The sequence below is a fragment of the Leptospira kobayashii genome (genome assembly GCF_003114835.2).
GTDB classification, from domain to species: Bacteria; Spirochaetota; Leptospiria; order Leptospirales; family Leptospiraceae; genus Leptospira_A; species Leptospira_A kobayashii.
Window position 1 is genome coordinate 642,549 of the sequence record NZ_AP025028.1, and the last position, 17,849, is coordinate 660,397.

Genomic DNA, 17,849 nt, shown 5'->3' on the forward strand with positions numbered 1-17,849 from the left:
TTTATGTTTCAAAAAATACTGACATTTCTTTTCGGTAGTAAATACGAGAGAGATTTAAAAAAACTTACTCCGATTGTAGAATCAATCAATGCGTTTGAACCGAAAATACGCGCTTTGAGCGATTCGGATCTTTCCAATCAAACTGAAACTTTTAAAGAACGTTTGTCCAAAGGAGAATCTTTGGACGATATACTTCCCGAGGCATTTGCAACTGTTAGGGAGGTGGCTTACCGCACTTTGGGTATGCGTCATTTCGACGTGCAAATGATGGGTGGGATCGCACTTCATTGGGGAAATATTTCCGAAATGAAAACGGGAGAAGGTAAAACTCTTACTTCCACTCTGCCTATTTACTTGAATTCATTATCGGGCCAAGGTGTTCATGTTGTAACGGTAAACGACTATTTGGCGAAACGTGACGCCAATTGGATGAAACCGATTTACGAGTTTCTGAAAATCAGTGTGGGTATCATCCAACACGATATGGAACATGAAGAAAGAAAAGAAGCATATAACTCGGATATAACTTACGGAACCAATAACGAATTCGGTTTTGATTATTTGCGGGACAATATGGTTTCCTATAAAGAACATAGAGTTCAAAGAAATCATAATTTTGCGATCGTGGACGAAGTGGATTCCATTTTGGTGGACGAAGCGAGAACTCCTCTGATCATATCCGGGCCTGCGGAAGAATCCACCGACAAATACATTAAAGTGGATCGGATCATTCCCCGTTTGATCGAAGGGGAGGACTATGAAGTGGATGAAAAGGCGAAAAACGTATTACTTTCCGAAACGGGAGTTCATCACGTGGAAGAATTATTGTCCGTGGATAATTTGTACAATGCGGATAATATCGAATTGGTTCATCACGTTCATCAGGCTTTGAAAGCACATAAGATTTTCGATAAAGACAAGGATTATGTGGTTCAGGAAGGTCAGGTGATCATCGTGGATGAATTTACCGGTCGTCTAATGAAAGGTAGACGGTATTCCGACGGGCTCCACCAGGCATTGGAGGCGAAAGAAGGTGTACCGATTGCACGTGAATCCCAAACATTAGCCTCCATCACATTTCAGAACTTTTTTAGAATCTATAACAAACTCGCGGGTATGACCGGAACTGCAGACACGGAAGCGGAGGAATTCAAAAAAATCTATAGTTTGGATGTGATCGTGATTCCATCCAATGTAAAAATCCAAAGAATCGATTTGCCGGATCGTGTCTATAAAACGGAGAAGGAAAAATTCGACGCAGTAGTCAAAGACATCCAGGACAAGGTTACCAAAAAACAACCTGTTCTTGTAGGAACGATATCCATAGAAAAATCGGAAGTTCTTTCCCGTCTGTTGACCGCCAATGGTTTACCACATAACGTATTAAATGCGAAGCAACACGAAAGGGAATCCGAAATTGTCGCCAATGCCGGAAAACCTGGCGCTATAACGATTGCCACCAACATGGCGGGTCGTGGAACCGACATTGTTCTCGGTGGAGCGCAGAAATACAAAGACGATCTGGAAAAACTGGATGAGATCGCACATAAGGCTGGAATCCACTCCAGAAACGGAATTCAAACGATTTACGCTTTTCGGGAACTTCTCGTTAAACAAAAGTTCGACGAAAGTGAATCCGCTCTTGCAAGTATCGAGCATGTCCAAATTCGCAAACAATGTTCCGATATTTTGGAATCCGCCCGCAAATGGAGAAAAGATCATGATTTGGTGATCGGTGCAGGCGGGCTTCATATCATCGGCTCGGAAAGACATGAGTCCCGTCGTATTGACAACCAGCTACGAGGTCGTTCGGGAAGACAGGGAGATCCGGGATCTTCCCGATTTTATCTTTCTCTTCAGGATGATTTGATGCGTATCTTCGGTTCGGACAGAATCGCCCGAATCATGGATACATTGAAGATGCCGGAAGGACAAGAGTTGGAACACAGTATGGTTTCCAATGCGATTGCCCGCGCTCAGAAGCGAGTGGAAGGTCATAACTTCGATATTCGTAAACATTTGTTAGAGTATGATGATGTAATGAACCGCCAGAGAATTTATATCTATGGAATTCGTAACGAATTGTTGGATAAAGGAAATATGTCCGAGAAAATTTTGGATTTTCTCGATGAGGTGGCGGAAAACCAAATCATTACTTATTGCGAAGGAAATAATGTGTCCTCTTGGGAAACAGAGCCTTTGAATGAATGGTTGTCTTCCATCGGAATTCAGTTTCAACTGGATACTGAAAGCTATAAAAAAGCATCCAATCCTCAACTTAAGCTTTTCGAAGATGTGTCATCCGCTTTTAAAGCAACTTATCAAAGTAAGGTGGAGCGTGTCGGAGAGAATATCTGGCGTTCGATCGAAAGCAATGTATTTCTGGATATCCTGGATCATAGATGGAAAGACCATCTCTATGCAATGGATCATTTGAAAGAGGGTATATGGACCGTAGGTTACGGAGAAAAAAACCCTCTAGTAGAATACAAACTCCAAGGTTTTAAACTTTTCGATCAACTTGTGGACAACCTGAAAGTGGAAGTAGTATCTTTTCTCTTCCGATTGGAAGTGAGTGAATCGGACAAATCCAATGTGGGAACCGAATCTCCTAAGGAATATAAGAAAGTAGGAATGGAATCCCGGGAAGAAGTGGATATGTTCGGAAACGAAAAGAGATCAAATCAAACCAAACCTCAGGTCACAAACACGACCAGTTCCGGCGGCGGTTCCGAGAGAAGATCCAGTCGTAGAAAAAAATAATCGATTCCAATCAAACGAAAAGGCTTTCTGAAAAAGGAAGCCCTTCGAAAGAAGAACGTCTTTTCATTTTACCTTAAATCTTGCGGTTGTATCGGCAATGTTTGCCGATATGTCCGTGATCTGTCGGCTCACTACATTCAAATCTTCCGAGTTATGGGCAAGTAATTCCGCCCGTTTTGCCAATTCACTTATCACCGACTGCATTTCTTCCGATGCTTGCTTTTGTTCCTTGCTCGAAAATTCTATCATCTCGGCCATATCTTTCAATCCGTTCAATTCTGTCGTAACAAGAGTTACGCTCTTTGCTTGTGTGGTCATTTCTTTCTGCAAATGATTGACTTTATCTTTGATCAACAGTGAATTTTGCACGATATGGGAAAGCGCGATTACCGTTCTGGAAACATGATCCGAACCTGAATTTACGGAAACATTCGTTTTTTCTATCAACTCTTTGATCCCGTTAACAGAAGATCTTGTTTTGTTCGCAAGTTTTGAAATTTCTTCCGCAACAACTGCAAATCCCTTTCCTGCGTCTCCGGCGCGGGCAGCTTCGATACTTGCATTTAATGCGAGTAAGTTGGTTTGCTCTGAAATTTCAGTGATCAATTTGACGATACCGGATATTTGTCCGGTTACATCTTGAATCTCTTTCATCGAAGACTCTGTAAATTTTACTGTCGCATCACCTTCTTCTGCAACTTTATTGGATTCTATTACGATTGAATCCAATAGAATCAAAGATTTACTTACTGCATCTAAAAAATGATTGATAGACCGCATTTCGTTTTCGATCTCATTTATGTTTTTCGTCTCGCTTATAATCGATTGCAGCATGAGATCGAAAGAACGGGAAAGTTGATCCAAGGCGGCGGACGATTCCTCCGAAGTACTGGCTAGATTTGTTGCCGATTCTGAAACGGACTCTGCACCGCGTTGCAATCTTTCCGATGCATCGTTCGCACTGGCGGAAGATGTCTTCATTTTTCGGATAATTTCAGTTAGATTTTTTAGAAATTTATTGATAGAGTGAGACAATATACTCAGTTCGTTGTTCCCCATATCGGGCAGTTCATGAGTCAGATTTGCCTCCTCGCTGGAAAGCTCTTCCACTTTGGATACAATCAATGAAAGAGGATTCAGAATGCTATTTAAAATTGTTAAGAGAAATACGATTGCAAGCACTACTATGATGATGATGGCAATGATGGAAAAATTCTGCTGCGATTTGAATTTGTTTACTCTAATGTTGATTAGTTTCTCCAAGCTATCCAAAGTCAGATCGGATAATGTTTTCAGACCGGGGAACTGTTCCCACTGAATACCCGCTGTATCTTTTTTTAAAATGGTTTTACCCGATGGATCTAAAATTTCATTTTCGAATTCCAGAAATTGTTTTTCCAATTCCTTTATTTCTGTTTGGGATTTCGAATAATTTTCTTCAAAGAATGCAGGATTGAATTCTTTCACTTTAAGTATGGACTTGTTGATTTCCCGGATTTCCTTTTTTATGGAAATCAATTCCGTTTCCAATTTAATCTGATTGGGGGATATGTTTTTTGATAAGCTGGAAATCTCCGCGTTGATCCGGGAAATCGATTCGAATATGGACGGAAATCGAATGATAGTAATATCCATAAGATAATAAGAATCGATGTCAGGATCCAAGATTAAATTGGAATCGTCTCCCACTTTCGATTGAAGAGTTCTTGCTTCGTCGATTATCGGGATAGGATCGAATGTTTGTTTACTCGCAGCATCCAATTTCAATGTTAATTCATTGATACTTGCTCCCTCTAAAATTTCACCCGGATGTTCGTCTAATTTCCGTTTTGTGTATTTTTCGGGGCTGGTTTGTAATAAGATTAAGTTTTCGAATATCCAATAAACTTTCTTAGTGCTCCGGATTCCTTCGATCTCTTTCTCGGAAAAACCGATGGTTTTGTTTTGTTCTAAAAACAAAGAAATAAATAAAAAAAGGATAGGTATGACTAAGGGTAACGGCAATAGAAAAAGTCTGTTTTTGATGGAGATTCTTTTCAGCATCGAGATTTACCTTACTGGTCAAATAATAGCAGCTTTCTTAAAAGGAGAGCTTATTTTTTAGGAAATTTGTCTGGATTTTGTCATTTTATTGCGAAAAGAAGCGAATCCTTTCCGCAGAATCATCCGAAATGAGGACCTCATTATTGCTTGGAAAATTTGATTCCTTATATTTCCATAGAAATATGAAGAACTTAGCAATTATGACCATTACCACTTTTGCGGTTTTGAATTGTTCCTCCTCCCAGGACGTTCAAATGAAAAACAAACAAGCATTATATGATAATTGTATGGAAACGTTTAAGGACGAGGTGAAGTGCAAGTCTTTTCTCGAAAAATCCGAAGCCGACTTAAAAACTTCCGAAGAAATCCGAAGAGAACAAGTTGCCAAACTTTCCAAAGAACAATTGGCGGGACTTAAAATAAGACAAGATATAAAAGATACATTGGCGTCTAAAAACAATTTGTTCGTAAAAGAATATTTAGGCGAGCCGGATGAAATTAAACATTACGGAGATAGGGAGTATTGGGTTTATACTCGCCCGGTTAGCAAATACAAACCTGATTCCGACCCTGACGAGGAAATCACTGTCGTATTTCGCCGAACCATGGTAGAAAGAGTGAATCATATAAAACCTGCTTCCAATGAAGAATCTCTTTTTCAATTCAAGAAAGTCATTCCGCGTAAAAAACCCGAAGGAGACAAAGAAGCCGAGAAGACGGAGTCGGAACAAAAATAGTTTGTTTTTGTTAGGTGGTGGCCCATCGGATCAAAATCATATTTATTAAATAAACGAAGCCCCGACCGGGCTCTCCGTTCCAATCTTCGCGCGGTCTGCGCGAAGGATTTCCACTGCGATCCCTTGTGCGTAATCTCAGCGCTCAGGTGGATTGTTTGTTGTTGGATATTGTTTTGGAGCTCAAGTAAGGGGAAAAATAAAAAGAGGATTTTTGTGATTTATGTCTTATGTTAACAAACGTTCTTTTATTAGTTTTGGCCAGTGAACCAATTTGTTAAATTTGCACTTGGTTTGTAAAGAACTCAACTAAGCTTGAAAATTAAATTTCACAGGATTTATCACGTAGACATATTTTGTAATCACTTTCCGATTCTAAGGATATGCCCAAATAAATAACTGAAGGTCCTTTTTTGAACTTTAATCGTTTTGGATCTAGACGGCCTGCTGAATAATATGCTGAATTGCTATTTGTTAAAGTAAATGTTAAGTAAGCAGGATTTTTTTGGAAAGAAAAATCAAAGAACAGGATATATTCATTATCCTCTGTTACAATCGCAGTAGGCTTTTTTATATCGAGATCAGCATTCATTTGTTTCTGATAAAATTTCAGAATATCATTTAGCAATTCCAGTTCTTTTCCTTGCTTTGTATTATAGCAAATATTATTCAGTAAGTAGTGATTAGGCGGAGATGTAGATTGAGATTCTAACTCTTCATAAGTAATATCCCTACCTTTCCCTGGATAAATTGGAACTTTGTAAGTTATTTTTTCTTGATTACTTTTATATATAACATTTGAGGCGTTAATATACCGACAAAATGTTTTCTTATCTTCAGTTAGTATTTGTTCAGCTGTAATTACATTTGAGCAAAAAAGCATAAAGAAGAGCATACTATATTGTAGTTTATTTATACTCATAAAATCCTGTAGCTGATCTTTTTGTACCTTCAAACTTATCATTTTTAAAACGACCAGGTTGCCAATTGTCTGAATCCAAATGGGTATCTCCTTGATAACCTGGATCCATTACTTTAAAATACTGCTTACCTTGAATAGTTTCAATACCATGTATGACCTCAAAGTGAGCTCCATTATTTAAAGAAACTTTGACTGGGTTTCCTTGCTTTAGATTATTTATGATTCTATCTTTTGAGTCTTTGTCAACAGTGAATTGGGTTCTATCGTTTGAAGTAGAGCCGGTCAATTTCATTAGACCAGATTCGTTCATTACATAACCATCTCTTCTAACAAAGCCTTTGTCAATTCCTTGCTTTAAAATTTGATTAGCATTAACATCTTTTCCTGAGTTCAATTCTCCAATACTAACTATGCTTGCTACATTGCAGCCATTGTTTTTGAGTTTAGCAGTTGCAACAGGATCAGGAATAATAATTTTTTTGCCAAAGATAGTTTTCTCTCCTAAGTTTACAACAAAACTGGATTGGCTTTCTTTTGTAATAGGGAGCTCAAAGTCACCATTCTCTTTTATTATTAATTTGTCAGATAGCTTGATTGGAGCATTCTCAGGTTCTCCCGGATCAGGCATATTGTCTTCTGGATCACTTATGTCTGGCACCACCTCACTTCCATTTGCATTGCGATCCTTCGGTGTCTCAGGAGCCTCTGGTGCACCTCCTTCCTTCTTCCCGACTCGACTAGCCCCCGCAATAATATCGGCGCCTTCATTATTTTGTGCTTCTTTCTGTTTTGCTTCAGCTTCCGCTTGATCAAGCCCTGCTTGTTTCTCTTCTTGATCTTTATTGTATTTGTTTTGCCACTGATCGGTTAAGAAATTTGTATTTGCCTGGAAGCCGGTTTGAGAATTCCAAGAACCCGCATTTGCGCCACCGGCTGCATTGAGATTTACGGTAAGTCCTCCGTTCTGGGTTAGTTCTAGTCCGGCCCCTGTACCATTGTTTTTGCTTAATTTATTCTCATAAGCAACATCTACATTCGCACCGAATCCATAATCGTTCCGCACTCCACGCTCCTGTGCGCGTAACCTCCTGTTACGACGCACGAGCTCCGGCATCCCTGCCTTCGCCACCGCGAGAAGTGCTTCACTCAGTTTTAAGAATAGAGTAGTAAGCTACTTCTTGTTATTTGGGCGCTATTTCCGGCTCTCCCTCGACGCGGGCGCTCAGTCGATCCGGGCGAAGGGGTTTGTTATTTGTTGTTGGAGATTGTTTTGGGATTCAAGGAAGGAAAAAAATAAAAGAGGATTTTTGATTTATAATCGCTCTTCAGTGATTAAAGAGTGATTTCAGAGCTATTTTTTTTCAGAGGAAGCCAAATTCTCAAAAATGTTTGACCGCCATACTGCTGTATAGCTCTTTCTGTGGATCAATTTGTTTGGCTAATTGGTTTTTACCAGGCTTAATATCATTTTTTATATGAACTATACTTCCCAATATTTAATACTAAAAAGATTGGTAGATTATTATTTTTCAGTTGAGCTAGCCTAACGTCTCCAAAGTGGTATGATAAATTAGTTGCATCTAAAGCCATGATAAGAATATGTCCAGGTACTCCTTCATATAAAAAATCGTAATAGATGATATATTCATTATCCTCTACGGCAAGAAGGCTTGGCTTATTTGTATCTATATTCTTAAGTAGATTTTTTTTATAAAAATTAATAATGTCAAATAGCAGCTCTTTTCTTGTTTGCTCCTTGTTCTTATAGTAGCAAAAATTCAGTAAATATTCATTGTTAGCCATTACCATTGATTTAAGGTCTGAATATGTTGCCGGCTCTTCGGTTCCTCTATATATTGGTAGATTGAGTTTTATGACTTCCCCATTTTCTTTTTTTCCATCGTAGATGACTTCTTTGGAATTGATTATGAAGCATTCATCTTTACCTACAGTTATCAGTGGCTTCTTTGCAGATAAACTACTAGATAAAAGAATTAAACAGAGCCCGAGCATGGGGAAAAAAAATCTTCTCATATTTTTATTCAGAATTCTTTATAGTTTGAATTCTTTCAATTGAATTTATATCTTTTCTTGCTATAAATTCTCCAGTTTCGTTGATTAAGCCAATTTTCATTGTCTTTTGATTAAGATATTCATAGCCATCATTGTAACCGGGATCCATAAGCTTGAAATACTTTTGTCCACCGATAGTTTCAATTCCTTTGATTACCTCAAAGTGTGTACCACCATTTTTCTTAAGTAATTTCATTTGGAGCGTATTCCCATTTTCAAGTTGAGAAGAGATATATTCTGCAGTAATTCCTTTGCCGGTTACTCGTTCTAAATTTGTTTTTGTTCCCCCAGCAAGCTTGTATAAATCTACTGTATTTAATACTTCACCGGAATAGCCATCGACGTATCCTTTTTTAATTGCTTTGTTCAATACAGAATTTGGATCAACTTTTTTTCCACCATCCGCTTCCCCGCTAGCAATTAATGTAGCTGCGTAGCATCCGTTGGCCTTCATTGCAGCAGTCATTAATCCATTTCTCATTGAACTGAATAATCCTTCACTTGAACTTACTCGAAAATCTTGTTGTTTGATTTTTCTGACATCCAATTGTAAATTATCTTTGTTACTGTTCTCCGATGTTGGAGCATTCTCTGGTTCTCCCGGATCAGGCACACTATCTCCTGGATCACTTATGTCTGGCATCGCCTCACGACTATTCGCATTACGATCAATAGGTGTGCCTGGAGCATCTGGCTCATCTCCTTCCTTCTTCCCGATTCGGCTTGCCCCCGCAATGATATCGGCGCCTTCATTATTTTGTGCTTCTTTCTGTTTTGCTTCAGCTTCCGCTTGATCAAGCCCTGCTTGTTTCTCTTCTTGATCTTTATTGTATTTGTTTTGCCACTGATCGGTTAAGAAATTTGTATTTGCCTGGAAGCCGGTTTGAGAATTCCAAGAACCCGCATTTGCGCCACCGGCTGCATTGAGATTTACGGTAAGTCCTCCGTTCTGGGTTAGTTCTAGTCCGGCCCCTGTACCATTGTTTTTGCTTAATTTATTCTCATAAGCAACATCTACATTCGCACCGAATCCGTTCTGCTGACTATAACTCAACCCCCCTGAGACACCATTCCCAAATTCCCTTCCTATATTGACTCCCAGACCGGAAGCCTGACTATAGTTTAACGCCAGGCTATTTCCATTTTCGGAAGCGATTCCTACATTGCCTCCGAATCCATCTTGCTCAGAATAAGATAATCCTGCAGACAATCCCCCGGCTTCAAATCCGAGCCCGACAGTTGTTCCCCCTTTCTGGCTAATCCCGGCCGTAACTGTTGCTGGACCGTACCCAACACCTACACTTGCACCGAATCCATTCTCAGCGCTGTAAGATAGTCCAACAGTTACCGATCCTCCGGATACACTTCGAGTAACAGCACCGAGTGCACCTCCTGCGGCACCAACTAACGCACCTTGTAGTCCGCCACTTGCAGCGCCTTGTGCTGCTCCGATCGCTGCACTCGCTGCAACTGCTACATATAGAGAAGCTCCGCCTGTAAACGGAGCAAGTGCTACTGCGGCAACTGTTGTTACTATTTGAAATTCCTTAGTCTCATAAAACTTCTCCTTAGGCTTACTCATCTTATCTAACTGTTGTGAGATAGCCCATGCAGGAATACCTGTCGCTTCGGCGATGGCATTGGTCGCTTCTTGTTTTGCGTAGTCTTTGACAGCGTCCTTCATCGACTTACCACCGACAAGACCGGAGATGAGTCCCGCAGGAAGACCGGTTGCTTCGGCAATGGCGGAAGTGATAATACCATTAACTTTTTCTGTGACGACTGATTTGAAACTTTGTGCTAGGTTTTGTCCGCTGGCCGTTCCGGAAAGAACATCAAATAGAAAACCTTTGCTTTCTTTCTCCGATTCATTTGCCTTCGCTTTGGCTTGAACGTCTTTGATTGTGCCATCCAGATATTGAGTGAATGCTCCATTAGCGGCTGTTACTTCATTAGCTGCGAAAGTAGTTCCCATACCGTTGAGCTCAAAGCTATGACCCATAGCTCCGAGAGAGAATGCGGCAGGAATATTGAGGTCTTGTATTCCATAACTCATCTCGATCGGTATACCTTTGATATTTACAGTTCCTCTTAACTCTCTGGAACCTAAGTGGCGTTCTGTGGAAACAGGCACTCCTTTGATAGAAACCCAATTCTCTCCTTTGGAATCACCAGGAAGAGTTCCTTGTCTGAAATTGTATTTTGACTGTTTGAAATTATCCCGAAGCCCGCCCATATTTGGTGCATAAGCCTGGCTAAAGGTAGCTTCCATGCCCTGGAAGTTGGTTAAAAAATAGTTACTTAGTTTTTTATAAGTCTCTATGTTCTGTGTTTTGATTTCTTCATTCTGAGTATAATATGCTTTTGTTTCTTCCGTCTTATCACTGAACTGAGCAAACATCTCTTCCATATTGTTTGCCATGTTGTCCACATATGCGGCAACTTGGGTCACTCTGTCGGCGTTAAATTCCGTATTCATTAATGAATCTATGCCGAGTGTATCCACACGCAACGTGCCCGGATCAAACTTAGTATTGATCTCTATATTTTGCGCCGTAAAGAGAGGAGAGTAACTGGAATCCTGCATCGCATTCCCTGCGATCTTAAAGTCTCCACTGTGGATTGATCGGGACCCTACGATATAGTCTCCCTGAATACGGAACTCATAACCTTCTTTTCTTAAGTAGGCATACTCTTCCCCTTGCGAATATTTGAGGAAAAGTTCTTGTCTGAGGGATTTGCTTCTCGCTTCATTCTCTTCTATAAACTGTTGGGAATAATCATCCAGGTATTTCGCAATGGCGCTGTTAGCCGCATAATTCATCGCCTGGCCCGAACCGTTGAGCAGGGCACCTAAGTTCTTAATATCATTCTCGTTTGTGACGAGTGAATTCATATGGGAGAGCAGTCCGTCTACTTGCTCTCTGGTTTCCTTGAGTGCCTGGTTGGATGCATTGATTGCTTCTGCAATCTCCGATCCATCGGAAACGGATGCAGGCGCACCACTTTCTATGGCAGCGATCATCTCAGCCAGTCCGTCTAACAATTCCCCTTTGAGGTTTTTGTTCGCAAGCTGTTCCGATTGCGCGAGTAGTTGGTTTACTAGATTTTGGGATTCGGTTCCTTTTTGAACTAAACTTTGGGATGTAGCAAGTAAACCTTGGATTTTATCGTAAGCCTCACCGGATTCTCTGATTCCATCAATTTGATTCTGGCCTTGTTTGATTTGTTTGGCAATGGATTCCGAATCGTCGAAACTTTTACTGATAAGGGAATCTTTGTAATTTAGGAATGAAGATTTCGTATAACTAAGAGATCTGGACGAAACCTCTTGCAGCATAAAGTCCCCGAGCTTCGCATAATTATCCGTGATGATGGATCTCGCCTCCGCCTTTTTAGCTACCGCCTGTCCTGTGTAATACGCTGCTTCGTCGAACTTACCTTTCTCTTCGTATTCTTCCGCCAGTTTTAGGAAATCATCGGCTTTCTTAAAGTATTGTTCCACTTGGGCGAGTATCTTGTTTTCTTTTTCCAACACTTCTTTTTGAAGTGTGTTCGCTTTCTTCGTATCATCTCTTACGTCTTGATAAAGCGCGAGTGTGTTTCTGTCCCTGGCAGCTCTGGGGATAAACCCGAATTTTCCATCCCCACCATTCAATTCATTGTTCCAATCAACCTGGCCTTGCTGGGAAGCATCTATATTGGATTGGACCGACTGGAACTCTTCGATTCCGTATCCTTCTTGTCCGAACATTCCCAGAATGTTTTGGATTCGGATCGTCGCATCCATTTCGCTAGAGGTATAACTTTCTGTTCTGGCATAAGACTCGATGAGTTTCCCACTTACAACTGCACCTGCTTCCCCCATTTGGATTTCATTTGTTTTTCCGGATACTGCTTGGTCCAATAGTTGATTGGAATAATTGTATTGGTAATTATTCCAAAGTTGGCGGGAGCTATCGTACATCTGGGTTGTATTATTGTATGAATTTACAATTTGGGATTGTAGGTTTTGAGCGACCGAGATGGCATCGGCTTGGAATTTTTTCTCACCTGTGCTCGGGTCTTCTACCGCTTTGTTCAGTGCTTCTTTGGCTGTGAGGAACCAATTCAGCTCAACCGATTTGAATGTAACGATTGTATCTTGCCAAGCTTGTTGTCCTGCTCGGAATCTACTGTTTTCGTTACCAACGGCACCTGTTCCCGCGACTTCAAATCCGTAAACATCAGTGATCCAATTGTCTCTCTGTGTTTTGAGACTTGCGATTTGGGTATCAAAATTAAGAACCGCGAGGTTCTTCGCTTCTTCCAGATTGGCGAGAGAGACTTCGTATTCGTCTGTGTACTGTTTGCTTCTATCTTCCCAATCTTGGAGTGGATTGACCAGACTTAAGAAAGTATCTGCCAGACTTTTATAGTTGGCTTGGTGTCCTTTCCAAGTATCTTGGTTTCCTTGTTTGTCTTTATCTATATATCGATAATCCGTATAGATACTGACATTGTTGTACCAACCCAGTTGGTCATACCAGTTCCCGGCTCCTGTAATGTCTGTATTGCCTAAGAATATCTTTGTGGTACCTGCAATCGCTTGTTCGCTTCCGGTTAAATATCCTTGTGCAGTATTTGGAGTGAAAGTGGCGTTATAATTTTTTGAAACTGCATTACGAATGCTGTTGTTGGTGGCGACTTGCCCTTCCAAGACATCGTTAGAAACGTTGAGATAATAAGACTGATCGGAAAGTAATTGAGGAACATAATACCCATACATTTTTATTCCTGCCGGGGGGATTGCGTAGTTACAAGTACCTCTACCTGGTTGATAACATTGTACACCATCAGTTGTTCCTCCATATGTATAGTAAGGGTAATTAGAAGTGGCGACATACTTTGTTTCTTGATGACCACCCCATGCACCAGTGCTACTATCGGAAGGGGTAGAGAAATTTTGACCGACAACCCATGCCGCTGCGTCATAAGAAGTTAAAAAATCATGCACCCTCCCTGCATTCATCAATGCAGTAGCTGTGCCTCTCGTGTCATAATTTACAGCGGAAGCAACAGAATACCCGTTGAAAGTTCCATTCGCTTGATAAATGATATTATAAGTAGTGCCTGGGGGATAGCTACCGCAACCACCGGATCCACCATAAGCACTACAGCTTACTGTTGTATCCCCAACATCTTGGGTATAAGTAAGTTGTTGACTTACAGTCACTGTTTCCCATTTCAATACATCCCATTCATTGACTTTATTTTTGGCATAGTTTTCCTGGTTTCGGAAAAAAGTTCCTAGAGTTTGGGCCATCTCGGATATGGAGGCATGGTCGTTTAATTTTTGTTGTATTTCACTCAGGAGAGCATCTACATCTCCGAATGCATCACTCATCACTTTGTCGCCATTGACGCTTGTTGCCAGTTGTATTCTTTGGGATTGGATGCTATTGACAGTTCCTTGCAAAGAAGACCTGAGTGCATTCTCTGCACTTTCGATCATACCTTTGTTCTGAAGCCACTGTTCCTTGGTCATGGCAATCCCATCCAGATAGTCTTGTTTTTCCTGGGTTAGGTTGCTGATCGTAGTATTCCATTGTAAGATCCCGTTTTGGATGGCGGCCACGGAATCTTGTTCCCAATTCTCTTGTTTGGTGAGTAGATCCTGCCATTTGCTATCCCAAAGAGCGGCACCTTGTGTGTATCCGTCCGTGACTTGTGCGGGGTTCGCTTCTTGGGAAGCCTCCGCAAAGCCGGTTACCGCCTGAACTGCCGGGTCAATACTTCCGATGAGCCCTTGTTTGTTGGTTTCTATGTCTTGGTCTTTTTTAGCGGAAAGAGTGTTGAGAAAAGCATTCAATTCGGACTGAATATAGCTGGATGCATCTGCAATCCAATTGGCTTTTGCTTGTTGTTTTTGTAAGGTGAGCTGTGCTTGAACTGCCTGTCTGTAAACGCTAACATCATTTACAGGGTCGGTGGTTGTGACTGAGCTAAGGATCGTATTGATCTCCGCTTCTACTTCCGCTTCCCAAGATGCTTCGACTGCATCTTCTGCACCTCTTACAATACTCATAAAACCGGATTCGCTGGTTTGGCTCGCTGCCGCAGACTCAACGTAAGGTTGTAAGTCCGTGTTTCTAAATGGTTTTGTTTTGGTAAGTTGGGGAACACTCTGCGCCAGAACCTCTATGGGCAAAGCAATCGTGAATAAAAAAACAGTAAGTAAAACGAGGGAGGTGAGTCTTTCGGAGAATCCGATTCTGGAACCGAAGTCCAGGCTAAAGGTTGTGTATTTTTTGTTAGAGTGGGAGAAGAGAGAGTTTTTCATGTGCGAACCTGTTTTGGGAAACCCGGAGGGGGAGAGTTAAGTTTGATTGCTAAAAATTGTAAAAAGCGATTGGGAATCGAGAGATTAGGACAAATGGATCGGAAACCAAGAGTTTGATTTTGAGAATCAAAAGGTTTTCTAGTGTTTGTTATACGAACAAAGGAAGGTTCAAATTTATCGGAACCGGATATAAGTAGAACTTTGGATGAGTAAAAGTAAGGAGAGCTTTCGGAATCGGACTCTGGCAGGAAGGAAGCGGTTTGCAAACCTGCCATTTCCTTATGAAAATCGGATTGGACCTGCTTTTGTAAGGTGATGATTTCCGAAACCAGATCCCTTTCTTCGTTTTCCCAATCGGCTTCCATTTCTGAATGCGCGGGGAGGGATGATACCTGCGGAGCGGCTTGAGTCTGATTTTGGCTAAAAATCTTATGGGAATCGGGATCTTTCGGGAAACTATTTTTTGACTTCAGCTCGGATTCCCAGACAGTAGTTTCCAGCTCCGATTCGAAATCAGCGGTGGTTATGTTTGATTCGGCAAATAAATAGCTTGGAGTGGAACATAACAAAATCAGTAGAAATAGATTTCTACTTGTTTGTAACTTTGCTATTTTCCGAAAGAACTCCACGATAACAGCCATTACAAGCTGATCTTAGAAAAGATAACAAGGTTTTTTTATAAATATTTTATTCTTTGGAGTTAGTTGCAAAATAAGCTAGACTGATTGGGATTATATCTTGCTTCAGATAAGTGTTTATAAATTAAGCAATCCGTCTGTTTGGTGAGCTAGCGAATTTAATTTTGGTTTGTACAATAAAAAACCCGGAACGAAACCGTTCCGGGTTAATGTTCGAGTTACTTATACTACTAGTAGGACTTACTAGTAAACAAGAACTCCAGTTAAGTCTGTAGTCGTAGTTCCGGAAACATACGGTTTAGTGCACTTGTTGAAAGCCGCACCTGTCGCAACTGATTGTTGCGCTTCCGCATATTTGAACTGTGTAAGGTTACAAGGTTGGATTGGATCAGTGATACCAGCAACAACACAAGCTTTCAGAGCATCATAAGTAGCTTGGTCTTTCAACTTTGCTTTGCTGCATCCGATACCTGCGTTGAAGAATTGACTCCCCGCAACACAACTGTTTGCCAGAGCATATGCTCCTAGACAAGTTTGTTCCGCTTTATCTGGAGAAGCAGTGTTTCCTTGCGCTAAGTAAAGTAGAAGAGTAGGGTTGTCCTGTTTCTTCTCTCCGTTTTTAGTGCAACCCGCTGTGAGCATCATGCCCATTGTGAGAAGAGTTGCGATTGTAAGTAAGGTTAGTTTATTGTTTCGTTTCATCTTTATCCTCTCCTTAAAACTTCGCAACCGCACCAATGATAATTCCGTTTTGATGAGAAGCTGGTCTTCCCGCCAAGTCTACGAATTGTTGACCCGGACCCCAGTCTCTTCTCAAGTCAATCTTAACTTGGAGGTTTTCCGTTAGGTTGATCGTAGGTGTGAGTGTGAAAGTTTTGATTTGACCGTAGTTACTTGCAGCACGTGCACCGATGTTTTCTTGCCACTTGAGGTCATAACGATCTACAGGTGTAAGTGCGAATAGTGGAGGGTTTACCGCCAAAGATCCACCGTAACGTTTGTCATCCAAATACTCCGCTCTTACTCCTAAAGCAAACATATCAGTGAACTGATATTTCGCTTGGAATTGGTAAGTTTGGTATACTCGTTTGATTCTGTTTTCACGATTCAATGGTGTACCGTTTCCGAAACCTGCAGCCACTAAGCCCGGATCCAATTCTGCAATTGTAATTCCCGGTAAGTTGTCGATAAGTTTTTGTCTGGTGATACCACCACCAGCAGCCTCATATCCGTACGCCGCAGTGTTTGTTTGACCAGCTCTTTCACCGTAAGTATAGTCGAAGATCGTAGTCAATTTGTCAGTCGGTTTGAAGATCAGAATTACGTTTTGCAACAACCAATGGTCTGTATTGAAACGGGATTGTTTTGGAATGGTAGTTCCAGCATAGTTACTAGCATAGTAAAGAGCATTGTCTTGTCTACCTTGGATGTTATCGTTTGCGCTTAATGTGTTCCATACAGCAGTAAACTTGTCACTGAAAGCATACTTGACTTGTGTTCCGATCGCTCTGGTAGGGTTCGGACCGTCTGCATAAGCATGTTGTTGAGTGCTTGTTAAGCTGGATGTAGTGGTAGCATCACCGTAAACTGCAAGACCATTGTAACCGAACTGTTGTCCGTTTCCAGTGTATCCTGTTCCTTGCGCACTATTGTAAACATACAATGATGTGGAAAGTTTTTCAGTTACTTGTAAGTTCGCTCTCGCACCGGTATGGATAAAGGGGATTGTGTTAAAGAACACATACCCAATGGTGTAGGCAATGTTGTCTTTCGAATCCAAAAGTTCCAGTCCGATGTGTGTTGCCATCTTACCGACGTCAACTGTCAAACCTTTCAATACGTTGAAGTATGCAGATACGTAAGCTTGTTGGAGCAATTGCATATTGTGCAAAGAGTTAGTCGTTTGGTAAGGACGCTCTTGGTACATGTTGTTTTGCCCGTTTTGCATATCTAATCGAAAACCCCATGGGCTTTCTTTATCTGCAATCTTTTCCATAGACAACTTAACTGCGTTTACCGCAAATTGTTTGTTATACGTATGAAAAGTTCCTGCCGTATCTTGAGTCGCACCTTGCCGGTTGTTGGTAGTGTAGTTGTAATACACATCCACGTAACCGGAAAAATTGACTAGGTCGTACCATGACTTTTCTTTTTCCTTTTTGTCTTGGGAAAAGATCGAAGTCTGGCTGAATAGAATCACAACCGTGGTTGCTAAGAGAGTATATTTATTTCTCATTTGCCATTTTCTCCTATGCCGTCCTAGTGCAAGTAGTGTACCAGGGGGAAGATTAGGAAAAAATTTATACCCGGAAAAGAACAGGATTCACGCAAAACCAGTGCAGAATGAGCAATTT

At 41.0% G+C, this 17,849-nt stretch carries 10 protein-coding genes; 2 read left to right on the forward strand and 8 right to left on the reverse strand.

All coding sequences use genetic code 11. The annotated features are described in order from the left end of the window. The first annotated feature begins 3 nt into the window (after positions 1-3). The gene (gene secA / locus DI077_RS02965; protein ID WP_109020100.1) at positions 4-2,763 is read left to right on the forward strand and encodes a preprotein translocase subunit SecA; all 2,760 of its coding nucleotides are present in this window, start codon (positions 4-6) and stop codon (positions 2,761-2,763) included. Positions 2,764-2,826: 63 nt separating this feature from the next. Here secA and DI077_RS02970 read toward each other — a convergent pair whose 3' ends face one another. Further along, positions 2,827-4,806 carry a methyl-accepting chemotaxis protein gene (locus DI077_RS02970; RefSeq protein WP_109020101.1) on the reverse strand — a complete coding sequence of 660 codons (1,980 nt, stop codon included), beginning with the start codon at positions 4,804-4,806 and terminating at the stop codon, positions 2,827-2,829. A 182-nt stretch (positions 4,807-4,988) separates the two neighbouring features. On the opposite strand from DI077_RS02970, the gene DI077_RS02975 reads away from it, so the two are divergent. Further along, positions 4,989-5,543 (forward strand): hypothetical protein, encoded by a 555-nt coding sequence (locus DI077_RS02975; RefSeq protein ID WP_242935328.1) that lies wholly within the window; start codon positions 4,989-4,991, stop codon positions 5,541-5,543. 319 nt (positions 5,544-5,862) lie between these two features. Here DI077_RS02975 and DI077_RS02980 read toward each other — a convergent pair whose 3' ends face one another. The 7 genes from DI077_RS02980 to DI077_RS03010 all read right to left on the reverse strand — a co-directional run bounded on the left by DI077_RS02980 (position 5,863) and on the right by DI077_RS03010 (position 17,731). Next, the gene (locus DI077_RS02980) at positions 5,863-6,462 is read right to left on the reverse strand and encodes a hypothetical protein (protein WP_135354876.1); all 600 of its coding nucleotides are present in this window, start codon (positions 6,460-6,462) and stop codon (positions 5,863-5,865) included. Further along, positions 6,449-7,525 (reverse strand): C39 family peptidase, encoded by a 1,077-nt coding sequence (locus DI077_RS02985; protein ID WP_167837136.1) that lies wholly within the window; start codon positions 7,523-7,525, stop codon positions 6,449-6,451. Before DI077_RS02985 ends, DI077_RS02980 begins: the two co-directional genes overlap by 14 nt. 401 nt (positions 7,526-7,926) lie before the next feature. Then, a complete protein-coding gene (locus DI077_RS02990; RefSeq protein ID WP_135354877.1) occupies positions 7,927-8,496 on the reverse strand; it encodes a hypothetical protein in 570 nt (189 codons plus the stop codon). Between the two features lie 4 nt (positions 8,497-8,500). Beyond that, entirely contained in the window at positions 8,501-14,857 is a 6,357-nt protein-coding gene (locus DI077_RS02995) for a TIGR04388 family protein (protein WP_109020106.1), read from the reverse strand. Continuing rightward, positions 14,854-15,498: a hypothetical protein gene (locus DI077_RS03000; protein ID WP_109020108.1), complete on the reverse strand. Its 645-nt coding sequence runs from the start codon at positions 15,496-15,498 to the stop codon at positions 14,854-14,856. Before DI077_RS03000 ends, DI077_RS02995 begins: the two co-directional genes overlap by 4 nt. Before the next feature lie 240 nt (positions 15,499-15,738). Further along, positions 15,739-16,197, reverse strand: a complete 459-nt coding sequence (locus DI077_RS03005) for a hypothetical protein (protein ID WP_109020110.1) — start codon at positions 16,195-16,197, stop codon at positions 15,739-15,741. Between the two features lie 13 nt (positions 16,198-16,210). Next, a complete protein-coding gene (locus DI077_RS03010) occupies positions 16,211-17,731 on the reverse strand; it encodes an outer membrane beta-barrel protein (protein ID WP_109020113.1) in 1,521 nt (506 codons plus the stop codon). Positions 17,732-17,849 lie beyond the last annotated feature (118 nt).